This is a genomic window from Streptomyces sp. RKND-216, assembly GCF_004795255.1.
GTDB classification, from domain to species: Bacteria; Actinomycetota; Actinomycetes; order Streptomycetales; family Streptomycetaceae; genus Streptomyces; species Streptomyces hazeniae.
This window is the reverse complement of the sequence record NZ_SSBQ01000002.1, coordinates 3,418,550-3,440,462: the sequence shown is the minus strand read 5'-3', so window position 1 is coordinate 3,440,462 and position 21,913 is coordinate 3,418,550. Positions and strand designations below refer to the sequence as shown.

At 73.3% G+C, this 21,913-nt stretch carries 17 protein-coding genes; 9 read left to right on the top strand and 8 right to left on the bottom strand.

The annotated features are described in order from the left end of the window. Positions 1 to 80: 80 nt before the first annotated feature. Positions 81 to 1,487 carry a DEAD/DEAH box helicase gene (locus E4198_RS15440; RefSeq protein WP_136183662.1) on the bottom strand — a complete coding sequence of 469 codons (1,407 nt, stop codon included), beginning with the start codon at positions 1,485 to 1,487 and terminating at the stop codon, positions 81 to 83. Between the two features lie 341 nt (positions 1,488 to 1,828). Continuing rightward, entirely contained in the window at positions 1,829 to 2,032 is a 204-nt protein-coding gene (locus E4198_RS15435; RefSeq protein ID WP_136183661.1) for a cold-shock protein, read from the bottom strand. Positions 2,033 to 2,341: 309 nt separating this feature from the next. On the opposite strand from E4198_RS15435, the gene E4198_RS15430 reads away from it, so the two are divergent. Further along, positions 2,342 to 3,862: a CehA/McbA family metallohydrolase gene (locus tag E4198_RS15430; RefSeq protein ID WP_136183660.1), complete on the top strand. Its 1,521-nt coding sequence runs from the start codon at positions 2,342 to 2,344 to the stop codon at positions 3,860 to 3,862. A gap of 25 nt (positions 3,863 to 3,887) precedes the next feature. After that, positions 3,888 to 4,607, top strand: coding sequence for a PhzF family phenazine biosynthesis protein (locus tag E4198_RS15425; protein WP_136183659.1), 720 nt, complete (start codon positions 3,888 to 3,890; stop codon positions 4,605 to 4,607). 99 nt (positions 4,608 to 4,706) lie between these two features. On the opposite strand, the gene E4198_RS15420 is transcribed toward E4198_RS15425, so the two are convergent. The 5 genes from E4198_RS15420 to E4198_RS15400 form a co-directional block, all read right to left on the bottom strand. Beyond that, positions 4,707 to 6,374 (bottom strand): glycoside hydrolase family 13 protein, encoded by a 1,668-nt coding sequence (locus E4198_RS15420; protein ID WP_136183658.1) that lies wholly within the window; start codon positions 6,372 to 6,374, stop codon positions 4,707 to 4,709. A 124-nt stretch (positions 6,375 to 6,498) separates the two neighbouring features. Continuing rightward, positions 6,499 to 7,428, bottom strand: coding sequence for a carbohydrate ABC transporter permease (locus E4198_RS15415; RefSeq protein WP_136183657.1), 930 nt, complete (start codon positions 7,426 to 7,428; stop codon positions 6,499 to 6,501). Beyond that, on the bottom strand, positions 7,425 to 8,504 hold the full coding sequence (locus E4198_RS15410) for a sugar ABC transporter permease (RefSeq protein ID WP_136183656.1): 1,080 nt from the start codon (positions 8,502 to 8,504) through the stop codon (positions 7,425 to 7,427). The genes E4198_RS15415 and E4198_RS15410 overlap by 4 nt, the downstream gene beginning before the upstream one ends. 52 nt (positions 8,505 to 8,556) lie before the next feature. Beyond that, the gene (locus tag E4198_RS15405; protein WP_136183655.1) at positions 8,557 to 9,879 is read right to left on the bottom strand and encodes an ABC transporter substrate-binding protein; all 1,323 of its coding nucleotides are present in this window, start codon (positions 9,877 to 9,879) and stop codon (positions 8,557 to 8,559) included. 138 nt (positions 9,880 to 10,017) lie between these two features. After that, complete coding sequence (locus E4198_RS15400) at positions 10,018 to 11,109, bottom strand: LacI family DNA-binding transcriptional regulator (RefSeq protein ID WP_136183654.1); 1,092 nt, start codon at positions 11,107 to 11,109, stop codon at positions 10,018 to 10,020. A 285-nt stretch (positions 11,110 to 11,394) separates the two neighbouring features. Between E4198_RS15400 and E4198_RS15395 the strand changes: the two genes are divergently transcribed. From E4198_RS15395 to E4198_RS15380, 4 genes are all read left to right on the top strand, one after another. Next, the gene (locus E4198_RS15395) at positions 11,395 to 12,162 is read left to right on the top strand and encodes a class I SAM-dependent methyltransferase (protein ID WP_136183653.1); all 768 of its coding nucleotides are present in this window, start codon (positions 11,395 to 11,397) and stop codon (positions 12,160 to 12,162) included. A gap of 125 nt (positions 12,163 to 12,287) precedes the next feature. Continuing rightward, positions 12,288 to 15,242 (top strand): BTAD domain-containing putative transcriptional regulator, encoded by a 2,955-nt coding sequence (locus E4198_RS15390; RefSeq protein ID WP_136183652.1) that lies wholly within the window; start codon positions 12,288 to 12,290, stop codon positions 15,240 to 15,242. A 296-nt stretch (positions 15,243 to 15,538) separates the two neighbouring features. Further along, positions 15,539 to 15,763: a hypothetical protein gene (locus tag E4198_RS15385; protein WP_136183651.1), complete on the top strand. Its 225-nt coding sequence runs from the start codon at positions 15,539 to 15,541 to the stop codon at positions 15,761 to 15,763. 205 nt (positions 15,764 to 15,968) lie between these two features. After that, positions 15,969 to 16,151 carry a hypothetical protein gene (locus E4198_RS15380; protein ID WP_136183650.1) on the top strand — a complete coding sequence of 61 codons (183 nt, stop codon included), beginning with the start codon at positions 15,969 to 15,971 and terminating at the stop codon, positions 16,149 to 16,151. Positions 16,152 to 16,242: 91 nt separating this feature from the next. Here the strand turns inward: E4198_RS15380 and E4198_RS15375 are convergent, their stop codons facing one another. Next, entirely contained in the window at positions 16,243 to 17,892 is a 1,650-nt protein-coding gene (locus tag E4198_RS15375; protein ID WP_136183649.1) for a PucR family transcriptional regulator, read from the bottom strand. 244 nt (positions 17,893 to 18,136) lie between these two features. On the opposite strand from E4198_RS15375, the gene E4198_RS15370 reads away from it, so the two are divergent. The 3 genes from E4198_RS15370 (at position 18,137) to E4198_RS15360 (ending at position 21,903) form a co-directional block, all read left to right on the top strand. Continuing rightward, positions 18,137 to 19,633 (top strand): CoA-acylating methylmalonate-semialdehyde dehydrogenase, encoded by a 1,497-nt coding sequence (locus tag E4198_RS15370; protein ID WP_136183648.1) that lies wholly within the window; start codon positions 18,137 to 18,139, stop codon positions 19,631 to 19,633. Between the two features lie 161 nt (positions 19,634 to 19,794). Continuing rightward, entirely contained in the window at positions 19,795 to 21,495 is a 1,701-nt protein-coding gene (locus tag E4198_RS15365) for a hypothetical protein (RefSeq protein ID WP_136183647.1), read from the top strand. Positions 21,496 to 21,573: 78 nt separating this feature from the next. Beyond that, positions 21,574 to 21,903, top strand: coding sequence for a DUF1801 domain-containing protein (locus E4198_RS15360; RefSeq protein ID WP_136183646.1), 330 nt, complete (start codon positions 21,574 to 21,576; stop codon positions 21,901 to 21,903). Positions 21,904 to 21,913 lie beyond the last annotated feature (10 nt).

Here is a 21,913-nt window from a genome sequence, read left to right as displayed (position 1 = left end):
ACGGTGGAGGCGTCGTCGTGGGGCGCGGTGACGTCAAGCGGCCCCTGGCGACTGAGCCGGCCCCGCACTCGCCTCCCCGGCTACTTCGGGGAGGGATTCGTACGGCCGCCGCCGGAGCGTCGGGAGCCGCCGCGGGGTCGTCGGCCGCGGCGGGACGAACCGGAACGGCGTCCGGAACGGTCGCCGGCGGCCTGCTGCGGGCGGGCCTTCGCGGGGGCCGCCGGGGCCGTGGCGGTGACGACGACGGCGACGCCGGAGGGCGTACGGGCACCGGTGAGCCGGGCGAGTTCCTCCTCCCCGGGGCGGGCGGCGAGGCATCCCGCCGTGACCCGGGCGACGGACAGCAGCCGGTTCATCTCCCGTCGCTGATGCGGCAGGACGAGGGTGACGACGCTGCCGGACTCCCCCGCCCTGGCGGTGCGTCCGCCGCGATGGAGGTAATCCTTGTGGTCGTTCGGCGGATCGATGTTCACCACGAGGTCGAGGCCGTCGATGTGGATGCCGCGGGCTGCGACGTTGGTGGCCACAAGCGCTGTGACCCGGCCGGTCCGGAACGCCTCCAGCACCCGGTTGCGCTGGGACTGCGACTTTCCGCCATGCAGAGCACCCGCCAGGACACCCCCGGCCAGGAGGCGTTTGGTCGTCCGGTCGGCGGCCCGCTTGGTGTCGGTGAACATCAGCACCCGGCCGTCGCGGGAGGCGATGTGCAGCACCACGTCGTTCTTGTGCTCGTCGGCGACGTGCAGCACGTGGTGCTCCATCGTGGTGACGGCCCCCGCCGAGGGGTCGACCGAGTGCATGACCGGGTCGGTCAGGAACCGCTCGACAAGCCGGTCCACGTTGCGGTCGAGGGTGGCGGAGAACAGCATCCGCTGGCCGTCGGCGGGCACCTGCCGCAGCAGGGCGGTGACTTGCGGAAGAAAGCCCATGTCGGCCATCTGGTCGGCCTCGTCCAGCACACTCACGCGCACCTGGTCCAGCCGGCAGTCGCCGCGCTCGATGAGGTCCTTGAGCCGGCCAGGGGTGGCCACGACGACCTCCGCACCGCTGCGCAGCGCGTTGCTCTGCCGGTTGACGGACGCGCCGCCGACGACTGTGGCCAGCCGCAGCCGCAGCGGACGCGCGTACGGCAGGAGGGCGTCGGTGACCTGCTGGGCGAGTTCCCGGGTCGGCACGAGCACGAGCGCCAGGGGCCGGCCGGATTCCGCCCTCCTGCCGCTGAGACGGGCGAGGAGAGCGAGGCCGAAGGCGAGGGTCTTGCCCGAGCCGGTACGGCCGCGCCCGAGGACGTCCCGGCCGTCGAGCGAACTCGGCAGCGTGGCCCCCTGGATCGGGAACGGCACGGTCACGCCCTCACGGGCGAGGGCGTCGAGCAGCGCGGTGGGCAGGGGCAGCTCGGCGAAGGAACGTACCGGCGGGAGCGCGGGAGCGGTGGGCCGCTTGCGCCGGGCGTCGCGGGCACGGGTGGGGGTGGTGGTGCGGTTCATGCAGAACCTCCTCGGGACGGCACGTGTCGAGGAGGTTCCGGCAGGCGTGAGGCGCACTGCGGGAGACCACAGGAACGAGCCGTGGAACGGCGGCCGACCGGGGCGTCCGGCGGCCGGGCCATGTCCGCGTCGTGCCCCGGCCGGGGCCCGCGGGCGGGCCGGGCGGGGTGGGCGGAGTGGGGCCGGTGCGGGGCGACGCCGGACGGAAGGGCCAGGACGGAACAGGGCCGTCGGGAGAGGGCTGCGGGGAGCCACCGATGGCTCCGCAGCACGTGGACAGCGGTGTGGGCCCGCACCTGGGTACGGGCCCACACCGTGCGGCGTCACGCCGCGGAACGTCGTCAGGCGAGGGTGATGTTCTCGGCCTGCGGGCCCTTGGGGCCCTGCGTGACGTCGAAGTTCACCTTCTGGCCTTCGGCCAGCTCGCGGAAGCCCTGCGCGTTGATCGCGGAGTAGTGGGCGAAGACATCCGCGCCGCCGCCGTCCTGCGCGATGAAGCCGAAGCCCTTTTCGGCGTTGAACCACTTCACGGTACCGGTAGCCATAACTGATCTCCTTGGGACAGTGGATCCGCGACCTGCGGACCCGCATGTCGTAGCGGTGATCGCCCCGCCGGAGAATGAACACCGGAAAAACAGAAAGTGCGCCTGACGGAATCAGATCCAGCAGGCGCACACAAAAGTACATGGGAACCACAACTGCAACGAAAAGACCGTACCACGCCGACCGCCCCGTGTCCGGATCTCGCCGTCCCGCGTCTCCCGAGGGTTCGCTGCCCGGTCGGGAGGTCTTTCCCTCCCGGCCGTCCGCCCGTACAACGGTGACGCCCGACACTCAAAGGCCTGGGAGGACGCATGGAACGGCGTGACGTACTGAGGATGTCGGCGGCCGCAGGAGCCGCCGGGATGCTTACGCTCGACTCCGTGACCTTCGCGCACGCGGCCGACGCCGCGGACGGCCCGCCCGGCGACGGCGAGGAGACCCGTACGGTACGCGGCCATCTGCCCACGGGAGCGCCGGACTGGGTGTACCTGCCGGTGGAAGTGCCGCGCGGGGTGCGGGAGATCGCCGTCTCCTACTCCTACGACAAGCCGGACGTGCCGCCGGGGACGCCGGGCAACGCGCTGGACATCGGCATCTTCGACGAGCGCGGCACCCGGCTCGGCGGGCGCGGCTTCCGCGGCTGGTCGGGCGGGGCCCGGACGGAGTTCGCGATCAGCGCGGAACAAGCGACGCCCGGCTACCTTCCCGGCCCGGTGCGACGCGGCACGTGGCACGTCGCCCTCGGCCCGTACACGGTCGCGCCGCAGGGCCTGGACTACGAGGTGACGCTCACCCTGCGGTACGGCCCGGAGGGCACGACGCCCGCGCCGGTGTACCCCCCGGAGCGGGGACGCGGGCGCGGGCGCGCCTGGTACCGGGGCGACTGCCACCTGCACACCGTGCACTCCGACGGCCGCTACACCCCCGCCGACGTGGCCGCGGCGGCACGGCGGGCGGGCCTGGACTTCCTCACCACCACCGAGCACAACACCCCCTCCGCCCACGGCGCGTGGGAGGGGCTGTGGGGCCCGCACCCGGACGGCGAGCTGCTGGTGCTGTGCGGCGAGGAGATCACCACCCGCAACGGCCACTTCCTCGCCCTCGGCACCGACCCGGGGACGCATCTGGACTGGCGGTACCGGGCCCGCGACGACGCGTACGAGCGGTTCGCGCGGCGCATCCACCGCGCGGGCGGCCTCGTCGTGCCCGCACACCCGCACTGCCCCTTCGTGGGCTGCCAGTGGAAGTTCGGTTTCGAGGACGCCGACGCGGTCGAGGTGTGGAACGGCCCGTGGACGGTGGACGACGAGGTGTCGCTGGCCGCGTGGGACAACACCCTCATCGACGGCGGCCCGGACGGATGGCTCCCCGCGATGGGGAACAGCGACGCGCACCGGGAGGGTCAGGAGGTCGGCCTGCCCCAGACCGTGGTGCTCGCCGACGATTTGTCACGGCAGGCGCTGTTGGAGGGCATCCGGGCCGGGCGCAGCTACGTCGCCGAGTCCTCGGCGGTGTCGGTCGCGCTCTCGGCGACCGGGCCGCGCGGCGAACACGCCGGGATCGGCGGCCGCTTGCGAGCGGGCGGCGACGCGGAGGTGACCGTGCGGCTGGAGGTCTCCGGTGCTCCGCAGGACGCGGCGGTGCGGCTGATGACGGACCAGGGGCAGCTGCACGCCGCGGCGGTCCCGGCGTCCGGGGTGGTGACGTGGCGGACGACGGCGTCCCTCGCCACCTACGTGCGCGCCGAGGTGCGGCACCCCGCGCCGGAGGGTTCGCCCGTCCCGGGCCCGATGGTCGCCCTGACCAATCCCATCTGGCTCGACCCGCGTTGAGCGTGGCCCGCGTATCGTGAGGCACATGGTCGCATGTCAGCTCGCCCGGGCGTTCGTCGACGCCGACGGCGCACACGGGAATCCCGCACTGGTCGTCGTCGAGCCGGAGCACCGGCCGGCGAGCGAGCCGGAGCGGCAGGCGCTGGCCGACGCACTCGGCATCCCGGCGGTCGTGTTCGTCACCGACGACCAGGGCACGGTGCGCATCCACGGCTCGTACGGCACGCCCATCCGGTTCGGCGGGCATCCGCTGCTGGCGACCGCCGAGGTGCTGCACCGGCTCGGCAGGCCGGTGCTGTGGTTGAGCCCCACGGCCGGCACGGTGGCCTGCCGACGGGACGACGCCGGGACCGTGTGGCTCACCGCCCCGGCCGCGTGGTCGAAGCCCTGGCGCCACTACGAGATGGGGAGCGCCCGGGAGATCGAGGCACTGACGGGGCTCCCCGCGGGCGAGGACTTCACCCAGGTGTGGGCCTGGCTCGACGAGGCCGCCGGCCGGGTGCGCGCGCGTCTGTGGGCGCCGCGCATCGGCAAGGGCGAGGACGAGGCCTGCGGCAGCGCGTCGATGCTGCTCACGCTGAAGCTGGACCGCGATCTCGAAGTCGTCCACGGCCGCCACGGCGCCGTCATCCGGACCCGGCGGGCCGGGGACGGGCTCGTCGAACTCGGCGGGCGCTGCGTGCTCGACGAGCCGGGCGCGGAGGTGCGGGAAAAGGTCGAGGCGCTGTACGCGACCGCGCCCTGACGGGCGCGACGGCGCCCGGGTGCAGGCTGCCCGGCAGGGAGAGCCGTACGGCCCCGGCCGGAGGGGTGGCCGAGGCCGTACGGGGAAGGCCGCGGGTGGTCAGTCCGCGGCGCGGTACCAGGCGGCGGTGTCGCGCGGGACGCGCGCACCGTCCAGCGGCGTGGAGGTCAGCAGCAGGCGCGCCCCGGCCGGCAGGGCACAGCCCTCGGCGGTCAGGTTGACCACGCACCGCAGCCGGTCGCCGCGTTCCAGGTGCAGGACGCCGTCGGGTGCGTCGAGCCAGGTCAGGCCGCTCCCGGCGAAGCCGGGCTCGGCGCGGCGCAGCCGCAGCGCCTCGCGGTAGAGCTCCAGCATCGAGGCCGGTTCCCCGGTCTGCGCCGCGGCCGTGTACGACTTCCACTCGGCGGGCTGCGGCAGCCACGGCACGGCGTCCTCGCCACCGTTGCCGAAGGGCGGCGAGACGCCCGACCACGGCAGCGGCACACGGCAGCCGTCACGGCCGCGCACGGTGTGGCCGGACCGCTCCCACGTGGGGTCCTGGAGCAGTTCGCCGGGGATGTCCTCGACCTCCCAGAGCCCCAGCTCCTCCCCCTGGTAGACGTACGCACCGCCGGGCAGCGCGAGCATCAGCAAGGCGGCCGCGCGGGCGCGGCGGGTACCGAGCTCCAGGTCCGTGGGGGGCGCGTCGCCGGGCACGTTGGGCAGCTCGGCGGTCTCCTCGCGCCCGTACCGGGTGACGTGCCGGACCACGTCGTGGTTGGACAGCACCCAGGTCGCCGGTGCCCCCACCGTCGCGTGCGAGGCGATGCTGCGGTCGATGATCGTCCGCAGCTCCTCCGGGTCCCACGGAGCCTTCAGGTAGTCGAAGTTGAAGGCGGTGTGCAATTCGTCGGGGCGCAGGTAGAGCGGCAGCCGGTCGTGGCGTGCGTGCGCCTCGGCGACGAACGCCCGGTCGCCGTCGTAGGAGTCGGCGATCTCCCGCCAGGTGCGGTAGATGTCGTGCACGGGGTCCAGGTCCCAGAAGGGGTGGCCCTCGTACCGGTCCATCGGGGCGAAGACGGCGTCGTCGTCGATGCCGATGTCCGGCAGGTCCGGATGCTTGGCGAGGCCGTGCGCGACGTCGATGCGGAAGCCGTCGACGCCCCGGTCGAACCAGAAGCGCAGGATGTCCTCGAACTCGGCGCGCACCTGGGGGTTGTCCCAGTTGAGGTCGGGCTGCTTGGGGTCGAAGAGGTGCAGGTACCACTGGCCCGGTGTGCCGTCGGGCTCGGTGAGGCGGGTCCAGGCCCGGCCGCCGAAGACGCTGCGCCAGTCGTTGGGCGGCTGCGAGCCGTCCGGTCCCCTGCCGTCGCGCAGGAGGTACCGCTCGCGCGCGGCGGAGCCGGGTGCGGCGGCCCGCGCCTCGGCGAACCAGGGGTGCTCGTCGGAGGTGTGGTTGGGGACGATGTCGAGGATGATGCGCAGGCCGAGCGCGTGGGCCTCGGCGATCATCTCCTCGGCCTCGGCCAGGGTGCCGAACGACGGGTCGATGTCGCGGTAGTCGGCGACGTCGTAGCCGCCGTCGGCCATCGGCGAGGGGTACCACGGGTTGATCCACAGGGCGTCGACGCCCAGGTCGCGCAAGTAGGGCAGGCGCGCGCGGAGACCGGCGAGGTCACCGATGCCGTCGCCGTTCCCGTCGGCGAAGCTGCGGATGTAGACCTGGTAGATGACGGCCGTGCGCCACCACGGCGTGTCGGTGGTCTCCGGTGGGGTGGTGCTGTGCACGAATACTCCGTTTCGACAGCGTGTCGTACGTGGGGTCGTGGGGGTCGGGGTGTCGTGGCGGACAGAGGTGTCGCGGTGGAACGTCTCGGGACGGGCCGGGGGTCGGGGCGGGCAGGGGTGGGGGTCACTTCTCCGCGCCGGCGGTGAGACCGGCGACGATGCGGCGCTGGAAGATCACCACCATGATCACCAGCGGGATGGTCACGAGCACACCGGCCGCCATCTGGCTGCCGAACGGCGTCTCGAACTCCGTCGCCCCGGTGAACTTGGAGATGGCCACAGTGGCGGTCTGCAGCTCCGCCTTGTTCGTCATCGACAGCGCGATCAGGAACTCGTTCCACGCCGCGATGAAGGTGATGATCGCCGTGGTGAAGACGCCCGGTGCGGCGAGCGGCAGCATGATCTTGCGGAACGCCTGCCCGCGGGTGCAGCCGTCGATCATCGCGGCCTGCTCCAGGTCGTCGGGGAGCTGCCGGAAGAAGACCGTCAGGTTCCACACGGCGAGGGGCAGCGCGAACGACATGCTGGGCAGGATCATCGCCTGGTAGGTGTTGATCCAGCCGATGTCGGTGAACAGCCGCAGCAGCGGTACGACGATGGAGACGACCGGGAACATCGACATCGCGATGATGGTGCTGAGGATCGTCTTCTTGAAGCGGAACCTCAGCCGGGCCACCGCGTAGGCGGTGAAGATCGCCAGGACCAGCGCGCACACCGTGGTGGTACCCGCGACGACGAGGCTGTTCACCAGCGCGCGGGCGAAGCCCTGGTCCGGGCCGAACACCGCGCCGTAGTTCTCGAAGGACAGCGGCGACGGCAGCGCCGACATCTCGAAGATGTCGGAGGTGCGCCGCAGGCTGGAGACGACCATCCAGTAGAACGGCGCCAGGCAGTACACGATGACGGCACCGACGCCCAGGGTCAGCAGCACCTTGCGGGCGAGCTGTCCCTTCGGCCCGGACGGCCGGGGGCCGGATGCCGCGGGGCCCGATGCCGCGGGGTCGGACGGTCCGGTGGGCCGGTGACCGGCCGCGGGGTTCGCTGCGGTGCTCATGCGCCCACCGCCTCCTTCCGGCGGGACGGCGCGCCGGTGCGGCCGCGTCCCGCGAATGACTTCAGCAGTCCCCGGCGGCGCCCGCCGCCCCCGGCGCCGTCCTCGCCGCCGACCAGGTCCGCGCCGAGCAGCCGGATGAAGGCCAGCGCGATGAGGAAGACGTACACGAAGAGCAGCACCGCGTACGCCGACGCGGGACCGAAGTTGACGTTCGACGCCTCCGCCTGCGCGAGCATGGAGAGGGTCTCGACGGAGTCCTTCTGCGCGCCGATCAGGATGTACGGGAGGTCGAACATCCGCAGCGCGTCCAGGGTGCGGAACAGCACCGCGACCAGCAGGGCGGGCTTCACCAGCGGCAGCGTGATGTGCCAGAAGCGGCCCACCGCGCCGGCGCCGTCCACCCGGGCCGCCTCGTAGACCTCCCGGGGGATGAGCTGGAGGCCGGCCAGGGTGAGCAGTCCGACGAACGGTGCGGTCTTCCACACCTCGGCGATGATGACGGCGAACTGCGCCTGCACGCCGTCCGCCGTCCACAGCGTGGTCCCGGGCAGCATCGCGTTGGCGACGCCGTCGGTGTTGAAGACCCAGCGCCACAGCAGGGCGCTGACGGCCGTGGGGATGGCCCAGGGGATGAGGATGCTCGCCCGGATGAGCGCGCGTCCCTTCAGGGCCTGATGCATGATCAACGCCATGCCGACGCCGATGACGGTCTCCAGCGCCACCGTGGTGACGGTGAAGTAGCTGGTGTTCCAGAAGGCGTTCCAGAACTCGTCCGCCCGGCTGCCCAGGATCGCGGCGTAGTTGTCCAGTCCGACGAACGGCTCGGTCTCGTTGACGAACCCGGTCTCCGGGTCGATCCCCTTCTCCCCGAAGAGGGAGGTGTGGATCGCCATGATCGTCGGATAGAGGATGACGACGCCGAGCACGAGCAGGGTCGGGGAGATGAGCAGCGTGGCCAACCGCCCCGCCCCGGCCGTGGCGCGCTTGGTGCGCCTGCCGGGGCCCTTCTTCGGCGTGGTGGTGCGCGGGGTGCGGACGCTGTCGTCGTCGGACCCTCGCGTCGTGGTGTCGAGCATGGTGTTCCTCCGTGGCGTCAGCGGCCCTGCCGCGGTCACGTGACGTGCCGGGTCAGCGGGCGCTGGTGAGCTTGCCGAGCTCCTTCTGGAGGGCCGCCAGGGCCTCGCCGGTGCTCTTCTTGCCGGTGAGGGCGGCGTACGCCTGCTCCTGCATGGCGAGGGTGGCCTCGCCGTAGTTCACGACGCGCGGGCGCGGTTCGGCGTTGAGGATGGACTCCTTCAGTTCCGGCAGGTACGGGGACTGATCGATCATGGCCTTGTCGTCGTACAGGTCGGCGTACGGCGGGGCGATGGAGGCGATGTCCAGGCGCTTCTTGGCGCTGGAGTGGCTGGTGAAGTACTTGATGAAGTCGACGGCCGTCGCCTTGTTCTTGGCGTGCGAGGACAGCGCCAGGTTGTGGCCGCCGAGGCTGGAGGTGCCGGGGCCGTCGAGGCCGGGGAGCGGGGCCACGTCGAACTTGCCGGCCACCTTGCTGGAGCCGTCGTCGGCGGAGGCGAGGTTGTGGATGTACGGCCAGTTGCGGTGGAAGATCAGGTCACCGCCCTGGAACGCCCGGCGGCCGTCCTCCTCCTGGAAGGTGATGGCCTTCTTCGGGACGGTGCCCTCCTTGAAGGACTCCACGAGGAAGTCGAGGCCCTTCGCCGCCTCCGGGCTGTCGACCTTGGGCTTGCCGGCGTCGGTGACGATCTCGCCGCCCGCGGAGTTGACGGCCTCGGAGAAGTTGACGGTGAGGCCCTCGTACTTCTCGAACTGACCCGCGTAGCAGTCCATGCCCTTGGCCTCGGGCAGCTTCTTGATCTCCGCGCAGTCCTTCTTCATCTGCGCCCAGGTGCTCGGCGGCTCCTCGATCCCGGCCTTCTCCAACAGGTCCGTGCGGTAGTAGAGCAGGCCGCCGTCGGACGCCATGGGCATGGAGTACAGCTTGTCGCGGTACTTGCCGGTCTCCACAACCGGGTCGAGCATCTTGTCGGTCGGGAAGTCGTCGGCCGGCAGTTCGTCGATCCAGCGGTTCGCCGCGAACTCGGCGTTCCACACCACGTCCACGGAGAGCACGGAGTAGGCGTCGGACTCGGTCTCGGCGTTCTGGATCATCTGCTGCCGCTGCGCGTCGGCGTCCGTGGGCAGCTCGACGAAGGTGACCTTCTCGTCCGGGTGCTTCTTGTTCCAGACGTCGAGCATGTCCTGCACGTAGCCGCTGGTGTCCTTGCCGGCGACGTAGGTGATGGGGCCGCGTCCGGTGTACTCACCGGATGAGGAGGACGCGTCGTCGCTCTCGCCGGAACCGCAGCCCGCCATCGTGAGCGCGGTGAGTGCCGCGCAGGTGGCGGCCGCGGCCTTCCTTACGGTCCTGCGTGGGCGCTGAGAGGGCAGCATGGTGTCACGCCTTTCTGTGATATGTCTGCGCTGCGGGTGCAGCGGATCGCGACGGCTCCGGCCGGGGGTGCGGAGCGCCGGGTGGTGCGATGGGGGATGTGGGTCGTGCAGGCGGCGGGCGGGCCGGTGCCCGCCGGGTCAAGGGACGGGGGAACGGGCTCCGCGGGTGCCGGTTCCGCTGTCGGTGGCGGCGCCGGGTGACGGCGGGACGCCGGGAGCCGCGTCGCGCCGGGCGACTCCGGTGGTGCCCCGGACGACGAGCCGGGTCGGGAGGACCGTGTCCGACGGCTCCTCGTGCGAGCCCGCGAGCGCCTTGAGCACCAGGCGGGCGAGTAAGGCACCCTGCTCCACCACCGGTTGGGCGATGGTCGTCAGGTCCATCAGGTGGGCGGTCTCGTGGTCGTCGAAGCCGATGACGGAGACGTCCTCGGGGCAGCGCAGCCGCATCCGGCGCAGCGTGCGCAGCGCGCCGAACGCCATTTCGTCGGATTCGGCGAAGACCGCGGTCGGCGGCTCGGGCAGGGTGAGCAGCTGCGCCATTGCTGCGGCGCCCTCCTCGATGCCGAAGTGCCCCATCGCCTCCAGCCTGGGGTCGTACCGGATGCCCGCCGCCTCCAGCGCCGTGCGGTAGGCGTCGCGGCGCAGTATCGGCGTGGCGAACCGCCGCGGGTCGTGCGCGGCACCGGTGATCAGCCCGATGCGCCGGTGCCCGAGGTTGACCAGGTGCCGTACGGCCGTCGCTGCCGCCCCCGAGTTGTCGATGCGCACGTTCCAGAACGGCGGGGTGGGCTCGCCCAGCACGGCGACCGGCACCGCCAGCGAGGAGAGCGCGCGGGTCTCGTCCTCGGACAGCGGCAGGGTCAGCACGATCAGCGCATCGACCCGGCGGCGCACCGGCATCCTCTCGAAGAACCGCTCGTGCACCCGGGTGTCGCCCAGGTTGTAGAGCAGCAGGTCCATGTCGTGGGCGCGCAGCACCGAGTCGATGCCGGACACCACCTGGCCGAAGAACCAGCGGTTGACGAAGGGCAGGACGACGCCGACGGCGCCGGTGCGTCCGGAGCTGAGCTGGGACGCGATGGGCGAGACGGTGTACGACAGCTCTTCCGCCGCCTGCTGGACGCGGGCCCGGGCGCTCTCGGAGACGTTCGGCAGCCCGCGCAGCGCCCGTGACACCGTCGCCGTCGACAGTCCCGCACGGCGGGCGACGTCGATGATGGTCGCGGCCATCACGCCTCCGAACACTCGTCCCGCGGGGTCGGCCCCTGCGAGTGGACTCGAACATAGGGCGGCTGAAAACGCGTTGCAATGCCTTGAACGGACTCTCTTCCTTCCAGGGCCCGACAGAGCGAAGAAGTGTTCCGTGATGGGGCTTTCGTGCTGTTTTGGCGGCGACTGCGACGGAATGTAAACGTGTACATCCCCGTGGCGACTTCACGGCCTGAACGGGCGTTGCGCCCATGGTTGGACCGAAAGCCGCTGGCCCGACGCGAGCGTGGCTGGAACCCTCGGGGGATGACGCGCACCTTCGAGGACCTGGTGGCCGAGGCCGCAGCCGCACCCGTCACGGGCTGGGACTTCTCCTGGCTCGACGGCCGGGCGACCGAGCAGCGCCCCTCCTGGGGCTACCAGCGCATGATGGGCGACCGGATGGCCCGCGCCTCCGCCGCGCTGGACGTCCAGACCGGCGGTGGCGAGGTACTCGCCGGCGTGACGCGGCTGCCCGTGCCGACGGTGGCGACCGAGTCCTGGCCGCCGAACGTCGCGAAGGCCACACGCCTGCTGCATCCGCGCGGAGTGACCGTGGTCGCCGACGCGGACGAGCCGCCCCTGCCCTTCGCCGACGAGGCGTTCGACCTGGTCGTCAGCCGGCACCCGGTGACCACCTGGTGGGAGGAGATCGCCCGCGTACTGCGGCCCGGCGGCACGTACTTCTCCCAGCAGGTCGGTCCGGCGAGCGTGTTCGAGGTGACCGAGCACTTCCTCGGACCGCAGCCCGCCGGGACGCGGAGCCGACGGCATCCGGACGACGCCCGCGCCGCGGCGGAGGCCGCCGGCCTGACCGTCACCGACCTGCGGTCGGAGTCGCTGCACACCGCGTTCCACGACGTGGGTGCGGTGGTGTGGTTCCTGCGCAAGGTGATCTGGATCGTGCCCGGCTTCACCGTCGAGCGGTACCGGGAGGAACTCCGCGCGCTGCACGAACGCATCGAGGCGGACGGTCCGTTCGTCGCCACCACCACCCGCTTCCTGATCGAGGCCCGCAAGCGCGCCGTGTCGTGACCGCCGGGCCCGCCGGTCACGACGCAGCGCGCACGCGGCTGGTACTGAGCTGACGGGAAGGCATGGAACAAGGCACACTGGCCGGTTGGGAAGCCAGCCGAGGGCGAGGGACGGCAGGGGGCAGCATGGGTGCCGAGGGCCACAGCACACGGGAACCCGGGCAGCGCGACAGACTGCGCTTCACCGTGCTCGGCCCGGTGCTCGCCTGGCGGGGAGAGGCGCAGCTGCCGACCGGCTCGCCCCAGCAGAAGGCGCTGCTGGCCGTCCTGTTGCTGCACGCGGGTCGTACGGCCACCGCCGAGCGCCTCATCGACGGTCTGTGGGGCGATGACCCGCCCGACCAGGCGAAGGCCGCCGTGCGCACGTACGCGTCCCGGCTGCGGAAGGCCCTCGGGCCGGACGCGGAGCACCTGGTGAGCGAATCGGGCGGGTACGCGCTGCGGGTGCGCGACGCGGACGTGCGTGTCGACCTCGACGTCGCCGCCGAGTACGCCGAGCAGGCGGAGAAGGCGGAGGCCGCCGGCGACCCCGCGCGCGCCCGGCAGCTGTACGACGCGGCGCTGCAGCAGTGGACCGGTGAGTCCCTGGCCCACGTCCCGGGCCCGTACGCGCAGACGCAGCGGGCCCGGCTGGAGGAGTGGCGGCTGACGCTGGCCGAACACGGCCTGGATCTCGACCTCCAGGTCGGCTGCCACGCCAACGCGGTCTCCGAACTGACCGCGCTCACCGCGGCCCACCCGCTGCGGGAGCGGCTGCGCGAACTGCTGATGCTCGCGCTCTACCGCAGCGGCCGGCAGGCCGAGGCCCTCGCGGTGTACGCCGACACCCGCCGCCTGCTGGCGGACGAACTCGGCGTGGACCCGCGCCCGGAGCTGTCCGAACTCCAGCGGCGCATTCTGGAGGCCGACGACGGCCTGCGGCTCCCCGGTGACGCCCCCGCGGCGACCTCCGGCGAGGAAGCGGAGATCGCCCGCCCCGCGCAACTCCCGGCCACCGTGTCCGACTTCACCGGCCGGGCCGGCCTGGTCGCGGAACTGGGCGACGAACTGGCCACGGCCGAGGGCACGGTGATGGCCGTGTCGGCCGTCGCCGGCATCGGCGGCGTGGGCAAGACGACGCTCGCGGTGCACGTCGCCCACGCGGCACGGGAGCACTTTCCCGACGGCCAGCTCTACGTCGACCTCCAGGGCGCAGGCCCGTCGGCGGCGGACCCGGAGGCCGTGCTCGGGGCGTTCCTGCGGGCCCTGGGCACACCGGATCCGGCCATTCCCGACGGAGTTGAGGAGCGTGCGGCGCTGTTCCGTTCACGGCTCGCCGGCCGGCGCGTGCTGACCCTGCTGGACAACGCCCGGGACGCCGCGCAGGTACGCCCGCTGCTGCCGGGCGCGGAGGGTTGCGCGGCACTCGTGACCAGCCGCACCCGCATGGTGGACCTGGCCGGCGCCCACCTGGTCGACCTGGACGTGATGAGCCCCGAGGAGGCGATGACCCTCTTCACCCGCATCGTCGGCGCGGAACGCGTGAACGCCGAACGGCAGGCGGCCATGGACGTGGTGGCGGCCTGCGGCTTCCTGCCGCTGGCGATCCGCATCGCCGCCTCACGGCTCGCCGCACGCCGCACCTGGACGGTCGACGTCCTCGCCTCGAAGCTCGCCGACGAACGGCGCCGACTGGACGAACTCCAGGCAGGCGACCAGGCGGTGAAGGCGACCTTCGAACTCGGCTACAGCCAGCTCGACAAGGACCAGGCCCGCGCGTTCCGCCTGCTCGGCCTGGCCGACGGCCCGGACATCGCGCTGCACGCCGCCGCCGCGCTGCTGGACCGTGAACCGGCGGAGGCGGAGGACCTGCTGGAGTCGCTGGTCGACACCTCTCTCCTGGAGTCGGCCGCACCGGGCCGCTACCGCTTCCACGACCTGCTGCGCCTGTACGCCCGCCAGTGCGCCGAGCGGGACGAACAACCCCCCGCCGAACGGGATGCGGCGCTGAGCCGGCTCCTGGACTTCTACCTGGCCACCGCAGCCGGGGTGTACGCCCTCGACCAGCCCGGCGAACGGCTCGTCGACCACCTGGCGCCCACGGACCGCGACGGACTCCGCTTCCCGGACCAGTCCACCGCGGTGGACTGGCTGTTCGCCGAGTCGGCCTGCTACCTGGCCTGTGCACGGCAGCTCGCCTCCGGCGCGACGCTGGAGCGGGCCGTCGACCTGCTGATGGTCACCACGGCGCTCAGCGAGGCGGGGATGAACATCCGCGCCTACGAGGAGACCGCCCTCGCACTGCGGGAGGCCGCCTGCCGGGCGGGTGCCGGACGGACGGAGGCGCGGGCCCGTTCGGTGCTGACCGGCCTGTACCTGACCGTGGGCCGCTTCGACGAGGCGGACGAGGAGGCCCGGGTCGCCGGAGTTCTGGGGCTGGCGGCACAGGACCCGATCGCCGAGGCGTACGCGCTCAACGACCGCGGCATCGTCGCCAACTGCCAGAACCGGTTCGCGGACGCCGAGGAGTTCCTCAGCCAGGCGCTGGACTGCTTCCGCGCCGACCGCAACGAGCCGTCCGTGGCCAGCGCGCTGTGCAACCTGGCGCGGGCCAGGCTGGGCCTGGGCCGGACCGAGAGCGCCGTGGAGCTCAGCCGGCAGGCAGTGGACATCTACAGCAGCCTCGCCGTCACCACCCGGCTGGGCAACGGCCTGTACGCACTCGGCATGGCCCTCACCGCAGCAGGCCGGTACGACGATGCGAAGACCAGCCTGGACCGTTCCCTGGAGGTCTTCCGGCAGAGCCGCCAGCGGCTGTGGGAGGGCATGGCGCACTTCCGGCTCGCCGAACTGCACCTCGCCGACGGCGAGCACGCCGCGGGGGCGGAGCGGGCCGAGCAGGCCCTCGCCATCGTCCGCCACACCGGCGGGTCCTGGCGCCACGCGGACGCCCTGACGGTGCTCGGCCGCTGTCTCGACGCCATAGGGCACAACCGGCGCGCGCAGGCCTGCTGGGAGGAGGCGCTGGGCACCTACGAGGAGTCGGGGTCCGACGAGGCGGCCGAGGTACGGGCCCTGCTGGAGACAGTCGTCGCCGTCTGAAGCGGTTCCCCCACGCCCCTCCCACGTGCCCCGGAGCGGGGGTCGCCCTCCGCCCCTCCCTCCTTCTCCGCCCCCGCGTGACCAGCTCAAGAACGCTGACAAGCGGACGTTCATCATTCGTTTATCGCCGCCCGGCATCGTCTTACCTGTCGGGGCGCCGCGACGGGGGACAGGCGGCCCGAGGGGGGAAGCGCTCGCCCCCGCATAGGGTGAGCGCTCCGCTGCACCCGCCCGGCGGCCGACGGGGGAGCCGCCGGGCGGGGTGCAGCACGGACCGCAGCCCGAGGAGGGGACAGATGGCCACCAACGACACCGCGACCACGGAGCCGGTCGAGGAGACCGAACTCACCGCCATGAACCGGCACACACCCATCTCCCCGGTGGAACTGCGTCCGGACGCCGACGCGCCGCAGGCGCCGGCCGACCCGCCGGAGCAGGCGGCCACCATCGCGGCGGAGCCCGGGAAGCCGGGGGCACGTCCGCAGAAGAACCGTCACACCCCGGCCGAACCGGCCGACTGAGCCCACCGACCACGGGGGACGCACGGCTCCCGGCACCGGCGGCGAAGAGGGGGCTTCGCCGGTGCCGGGTCCGACGTGTGCGGAGAAGGGCCGATTCCCGCCCTCCGGCACGCACCGGTCCGCCGGTCCCGGTCCTGTAGCCCTCTCAAGCGCCTACCGTCGGGACCGGGAAGTCGGAAGTACCGTCCCGTACAGAGGAGTTGTCGTGATACGCACCGGTAAACTGCTAGCCGTGGGCGCCCTCGCCCTCGGCCTGGCCGCCGCCGCGACCGGCCCGGCGCTCGCCCAGCGTCACACCCCGGCACCGCCCTCCGGCCAGCAAATCTCCGCACCGACGGGCAGCAGCCCCACCGCGAACGAGCCGCAGGACAACCGCCACTCGCCCTGACACCGGCGGGCGGCCGAGGGTGCCGGGCGGGTTTCTGCGGCCCCCGTCCGGCACCGGTCGTCCGGGTCGTCACCCCGTCCGCCCCGTCGCCTCACGCCCCTTCACTGCCCCGCACGGCGTCCAGCGCCAGCACAGCGACGTGCAGGCTCAACGCCGACTCCGGCGCGTCCAGCGGGACTTCGAGCACCCGCTCGACCGTGGCGAGCCGGCCGTAGAACGTCGGCCGGCTCAGGTGCAGCGCGTCCGCGGCCGCCGACTTGTTCCGGCCCTTCTCCAGATACGCGCGCAGCACACCGAGCAGATCGGTCCCGTGCGCGTCGTCGTACGCCAGCAGCGGCGCCAGCTCCCGTTCCACGAAGCCCTGTACGCGCGGGTCAGCGCGCAGCAGGTACAGCAGGCCGCGCACCCGCACGTCCGGCAGCCGGTGGTACGCCCTGCCGGGCGAGGAGCCCGCGGCCGCGTCCGCGACCTGCTCCGCCTCCGCGAACGCCCGCCGCACCTCGGTCACATCCTCCATCGGCGTGCTGACGCCCAGCCGGCCCCGGCGCGGACGGGCGCAGCGGGCGAGCCGGTCGTGCACCGCGTCCGCGAGACGGGAGAGCACGGCGTGCGGGTCGTCGCTCCGCCCCAGGGTGAGCAGCAGCCCGACGCGCGCTCGGCTCAACGGCGCGACCAGCGCCCGCACCCCGGCGTCGCGGACGGCGCTGGTGACGGCCTCCGCGTCCTCCCGGTCCTGCGCCTGTTCCCGCACCGACGGCGTCTCCCCCGCCCGCAGACTCCCCGGACCGGCCTCCAACCGCACCACGACGGCGAGCAGTTCACGCCGGGCCGTCGGCACCCCCAGCGCGGCGGTCTGTGCGTGGACGTCCTCGGCCGGGGGGAGTTCACCGTGCAGCAGGTCCGCAAGCAGCGTGCGGTGCGCATGCGACTCCAGGCTCTCCCGGTCGCGTTCGGCGAGCCGGTTCATGGCCAGCGCCGTCGCCGCACGCTCCAGGACGAGCAGCAGGTGATCGTCGGCGCGGGGGCGCTCACCGGCCAGGATCAGCCGCCCCCACACCTCGCCGCGGGCACCGACCGGGGTGACCAGCCAGCCCTCGGGCCCGGCCGCACCGGAACGTCCCCCGGCCACCGCCTCCCGGGAGCGGCGTTCCCAAGCCCGCAGCAGCGCGGCCCGCTCCCGGCCGGTCGTGTGGTGCGCGAGCACCTGGTGCGAGAGGTTCTCCAGCACCACCGACATGCCGGTCAGCTCCGCGGTGTGCCGCAGCACGTCGGCGGTGGCGGCGCCCTCCACGCTGAGCGTGGTGAACAGGTTGTGGATGCGTTCGGACAACGCCAGCCGGGCGAACTGCTCTCCGGCGATCAGCTCCTGCGCGGCCTGCGTCACCTGCACGTACCGCACCTCGCGGCGCAGCACCACCAACGGCAGCCCGGCCCGTGCGGCGGCGTGCACCAGCGGCCGCGGAGCCTCCGCGAAGCGCCGGCCCAGCTCCAGCACCAGCCCGCTCACCCCTGCGGCGGCCAGTTCGTCGACGTAGGCGCCGAGCCGTTCGGTCGCGTCCGGCAGCGCCACACCGGTGGTGAGCAGCAGTTCGCCTCCCTGGAGCAGCCCGGCGATCTCCGGCACCTCGCTGACGTGCACCCAGCGCACCGGCCGGTCCAGCAGGTCGTGCCCGGCCAGCACCTGCGGCGCGCCCTCGGCGACCGCGGGCAGCGCCAGCACGTCGGCGACGGACGTGGGCATGCCCTCACCTCCTCTCCCGGACGCACGCGGCCTCCGTCCCGCCGGGGACGGCCCGGTGCCTCGGGTGTGGCGCGTCCGGTGCGGCGCGTCGAGCCCGGCCCTTTTACACACTGTCGCAGAATTCCGGAAGGTGCCGACAGTCTGCTTGTTGCCGCCGGCGGAGCGGGCACGCAGGCTGTGAACGGCGGAACACCGACCGCAGCGCGACCGAACCGAACCGCACCGAGCCACCGGAGGCTGTCGTATGAGCAGGACCGTCACGCACTGGATCGGCGGCAGGCCCTGGCAGGGCGGCCCCGCCGACCGGCAGGGCGAGGTGTACGACCCGGCCACCGGGCGGCTGTCCGCGCGGGTGGACTTCGCCGGCCGGGCGGAGGTCGACGCGGCCGTCGGCGCCGCCAAGGAAGCCTTCCGGACCTGGCGGCACGCCCCGCTGTCGCAGCGGACCTCCGTGCTCTTCGCGTTCCGCGACCTGGTCGACTCGCACCGCAAGGAAATCGCGGCGATGATCACGTCCGAGCACGGCAAGGTCGCCTCCGACGCGGCCGGGGAGGTGCAGCGCGGCCTGGAGGTCGTCGAGTTCGCCTGCGGCATCCCGCACCTGCTCAAGGGCAGCTACTCGGAGAACGTGTCCAGCGCGGTGGACAGCTACTCGCTGCGCCAGCCGCTCGGCGTCGTCGCGGGCATCACGCCGTTCAACTTCCCGGCCATGGTGCCGATGTGGATGTTCCCGCTGGCCATCGCGTGCGGCAACACCTTCGTGCTCAAGCCCAGCGAGAAGGACCCCTCGGCGGCCAACGTGCTCGCCGAACTGTGGGAGCAGGCCGGGCTGCCGGACGGCGTGTTCAACGTGCTGCACGGTGACAAGCCGGCGGTGGACGGGCTGCTCACGCACCCCGACGTGGCTGCGGTCAGCTTCGTCGGCTCCACGCCCATCGCGAAGTACGTGCACCGCACGGCCGCCGAGCACGGCAAGCGGGTGCAGGCGCTGGGCGGCGCCAAGAACCACATGGTGGTGCTCCCGGACGCCGACCTGGACGCCGCCGCCGACGCCGCGGTCAACGCGGGCTTCGGCTCCGCCGGGGAGCGGTGCATGGCGATCTCCGCGGTGGTCGCCGCCGAGCCCGTCGCCGACGAGCTGGTGGCCCGCATCCGCGACCGCATCGCCGGGCTGAACGTCGGCCCCGGCACGACTCCCGACTCCCAGATGGGCCCGCTCATCACCCGCGCCCACCGGGACAAGGTCGCCGGCCACATCGAGGACGGCGTCACGGCGGGCGCCGAACTCGTCACCGACGGGCGGCGGCTGAACGTGGAGGGCGAGCCGGACGGCTTCTGGCTGGGGCCCACGCTCTTCGACCGCGTCACCCCGGACATGAGCGTCTACACCGAGGAGATCTTTGGGCCGGTGCTGTCGGTGCTGCGCGTCGACTCCTTCGACGAGGCCGTCGAGTTGGTCAACGCCAACCCCTACGGCAACGGCACGGCCGTCTTCACCGGCGACGGGCGGGCGGCCCGGCGCTTCCAGAACGAGGTGGAGGTCGGCATGGTCGGCATCAACGTGCCGATCCCCGTGCCGATGGCCTACTACTCCTTCGGCGGCTGGAAGGACTCCCTCTTCGGCGACAGCCACGTGCACGGCACGGAAGGGGTGCACTTCTACACCCGCGGCAAGGTCGTCACCTCCCGCTGGCACAAGGGGTCGCACGGCGGCATCGACCTGGGCTTCCCCACCGCCTGACGCGGGCCTCCCGCACCCCGCCGTCCCTCCGCGTCCCCCTCGCCGCCTGCGGTGGCGAGGGGGTACCGCCCGGCGTAGCGTCGAATGCGGACCACGCGTGAGCGCGCGTGAGCACGCGCGCGGCGCACCCGCAGCACCCGCACGGGAAGCGAGGCGGCGCGATGATCAGGAATGCGATCGGTTCACTGATCGCCCTCGTGGGAGCGGCCGTGGCCGTATGGAGCGTCTTCCTCCCCTGGTACGGCGGCCGCGAAGGGCAGGACTTCGCCCTCCGCGACCTCTTCACCCCGGGCGGCCTCACGGAAGCGTCGCCCGCGTTGTTCGCCGGGCTCTTCCTGCCTGTGGCCGTTGCGGCCCTGCTCACGGTCATCGGCGTGCTCCTGCGCTCCCGCCTGCTGGTGGCGCTCGCCGCGCTGGTCGTCCTCGGATTCGCGATCCTGTGGATGATCCGCCAGGGCGTGGCACAGGGCAGCCTCACGGTCGGCGGCTCGGGCGGCCTCGACTGGGGCCTGGCCCTGGCCTTCGCCGGCGCCGTGATTCTGCTCTTCGGCGCGCTGTTCATGGCCGGACGGCGCGGTGCGGGCGGCCGGGGCCGCCACCGCGGCGCCCCGGACACCCGCCTGCGCCGCCGCAGCCCGGCGGCCGCCGGGGCCGCGGCCGCCGGCACGGCCGGCCTCGCCGCGTCGACGGCCCACGCCGACGACCGTGGGCACCCGCGACAGGCCGCACCGGCGGCGGACGCGGGCGACGAGGGCCGGCGCACCGCACCCGCCGGGACCGGCACCACGGCCGCGGCACGGCCCGTCGCCGAGACCCGCACGCCGGAGACCACGGGCGAACCCGACCCCGAACGGACCGACGCCACCACCCCAGGCCACACCCCGGGCACGGCGGGCACCGCCGCAGCGGGAGCCGCCGCCGGGACCGCAACAGGAGCCGCAGGCATGGCCGCCGCCCGACGCGACACCCCCGACACCACGCGGGAAGCCCCCTCCGCGCAGGGCACACCGGCCGGGGTGACGGGCGCAGAGCGGGGGTCGGACGCCGCCGCCCCCCGTGCGGAGGAAGAGGCCCCTGCAGGGGCGACCGCACCCGGCATGCCTGCACGGGCCGACGCTCTCGACGCCAGGGGCACATCCGGTCCCGCTCCCGGCGGGACGGGCGGGATGGCCGCCGCACAGCAGGAGGAGGCCGACATCAGCGGGGACGAGACCGCGCCGGACCAACCCTCGGAGGTACGGGGCGAGGTCGACACCGCTCGTCAGGACGGCCGGACGATGGCAGGGGGCGCGGCGTGGTCCGACGCGGCGCGCCGGTCCGAGGAATCCGGCGAGGCCACGGAGGGTCCGCAGGAGCGCACCCGCCCGATGCCGCACACCGCTGGTACGGCCGCCGCGCCTGCGGCGAGCACGGAACCCGGCGCCGAGGGGCCGGCGACCGAACAACCGGCGACCGAACAGCCCGTCGCCGGGGCACCCGCGCGGAGCGAGGGCGCGGGGATGGGTACCTTCCCCCGCGACGAACGGGCGGACTGGAGCGGTACGGGTACCGCCACCCGCTCCCCCGGCCCCGCCCCGGCGGAGCCGGCCCAGCCCCGCTCCGAGTCCCGGCCGCTGGCCGGGGCGGGCGCGGGCGGCCCGACGCGCAGCGGCGACCTGCGCGCGGAGAAGGGGCCCGACGCGATGCGCCCGGAGGAGGCCCCCAAGGGCACCGCCCCGGAGGCGGAGCGCGCACATGGGGAGCAGGGCAAGGAGCACGGCAGGGAACCGTTCCCGCAGCGGCTGCTGCACCGGCTGCAGAACGCCGGGCACCGCGGTCACCACGGCCCGCGCGGCGGCGGCGACCACCGCGACGTGGCCTGACCGGGAGCCGGCCGGCAGACCCCGAAAGGAGACGACACCGCGTCCGGGAACGCCGACGCGGCCGCCGCAGCGGCCGCCGTGCGCGACGACATCCGCGCCATCCCGCCCGAGCACCGGCCGCTGGTCGACCGGCTGCACCGGCTGCACCTCGACGAACACCCCGACGCGGCGGTGCCGCTCTCCTACCAGATCCCGTCCTACAAGGTCGGGCGCAGACGGCTCTGTCTGGGCGCCTGGAAGCACGGCCTGTCCGTGTACGGGTGGCAGGAGGGCCGCGACGGCGGCTTCACGGCGCGGCACCCCGACCTGGTGACGGGCAAGGGCACGATCCGGCTGCGGCCGGGGGACGCCGAGCGGGTCGACAACGACGAACTGCGCACCCTCTTCCGGGCGGCGCTCGCGGCGTGACCCCCGGTGC

Coding starts and splice junctions, on each gene's coding strand:
- E4198_RS15440 (WP_136183662.1), bottom strand. CDS start 1,487: ATGAACCGCACCACCACCCCCACCCGTGCCCGCGACGCCCGGCGCAAG.
- E4198_RS15435 (WP_136183661.1), bottom strand. CDS start 2,032: ATGGCTACCGGTACCGTGAAGTGGTTCAACGCCGAAAAGGGCTTCGGC.
- E4198_RS15430 (WP_136183660.1), top strand. CDS start 2,342: ATGGAACGGCGTGACGTACTGAGGATGTCGGCGGCCGCAGGAGCCGCC.
- E4198_RS15425 (WP_136183659.1), top strand. CDS start 3,888: ATGGTCGCATGTCAGCTCGCCCGGGCGTTCGTCGACGCCGACGGCGCA.
- E4198_RS15415 (WP_136183657.1), bottom strand. CDS start 7,428: ATGAGCACCGCAGCGAACCCCGCGGCCGGTCACCGGCCCACCGGACCG.
- E4198_RS15410 (WP_136183656.1), bottom strand. CDS start 8,504: ATGCTCGACACCACGACGCGAGGGTCCGACGACGACAGCGTCCGCACC.
- E4198_RS15405 (WP_136183655.1), bottom strand. CDS start 9,879: ATGCTGCCCTCTCAGCGCCCACGCAGGACCGTAAGGAAGGCCGCGGCC.
- E4198_RS15400 (WP_136183654.1), bottom strand. CDS start 11,109: ATGGCCGCGACCATCATCGACGTCGCCCGCCGTGCGGGACTGTCGACG.
- E4198_RS15395 (WP_136183653.1), top strand. CDS start 11,395: ATGACGCGCACCTTCGAGGACCTGGTGGCCGAGGCCGCAGCCGCACCC.
- E4198_RS15390 (WP_136183652.1), top strand. CDS start 12,288: ATGGGTGCCGAGGGCCACAGCACACGGGAACCCGGGCAGCGCGACAGA.
- E4198_RS15385 (WP_136183651.1), top strand. CDS start 15,539: ATGGCCACCAACGACACCGCGACCACGGAGCCGGTCGAGGAGACCGAA.
- E4198_RS15375 (WP_136183649.1), bottom strand. CDS start 17,892: ATGCCCACGTCCGTCGCCGACGTGCTGGCGCTGCCCGCGGTCGCCGAG.
- E4198_RS15370 (WP_136183648.1), top strand. CDS start 18,137: ATGAGCAGGACCGTCACGCACTGGATCGGCGGCAGGCCCTGGCAGGGC.
- E4198_RS15365 (WP_136183647.1), top strand. CDS start 19,795: ATGATCAGGAATGCGATCGGTTCACTGATCGCCCTCGTGGGAGCGGCC.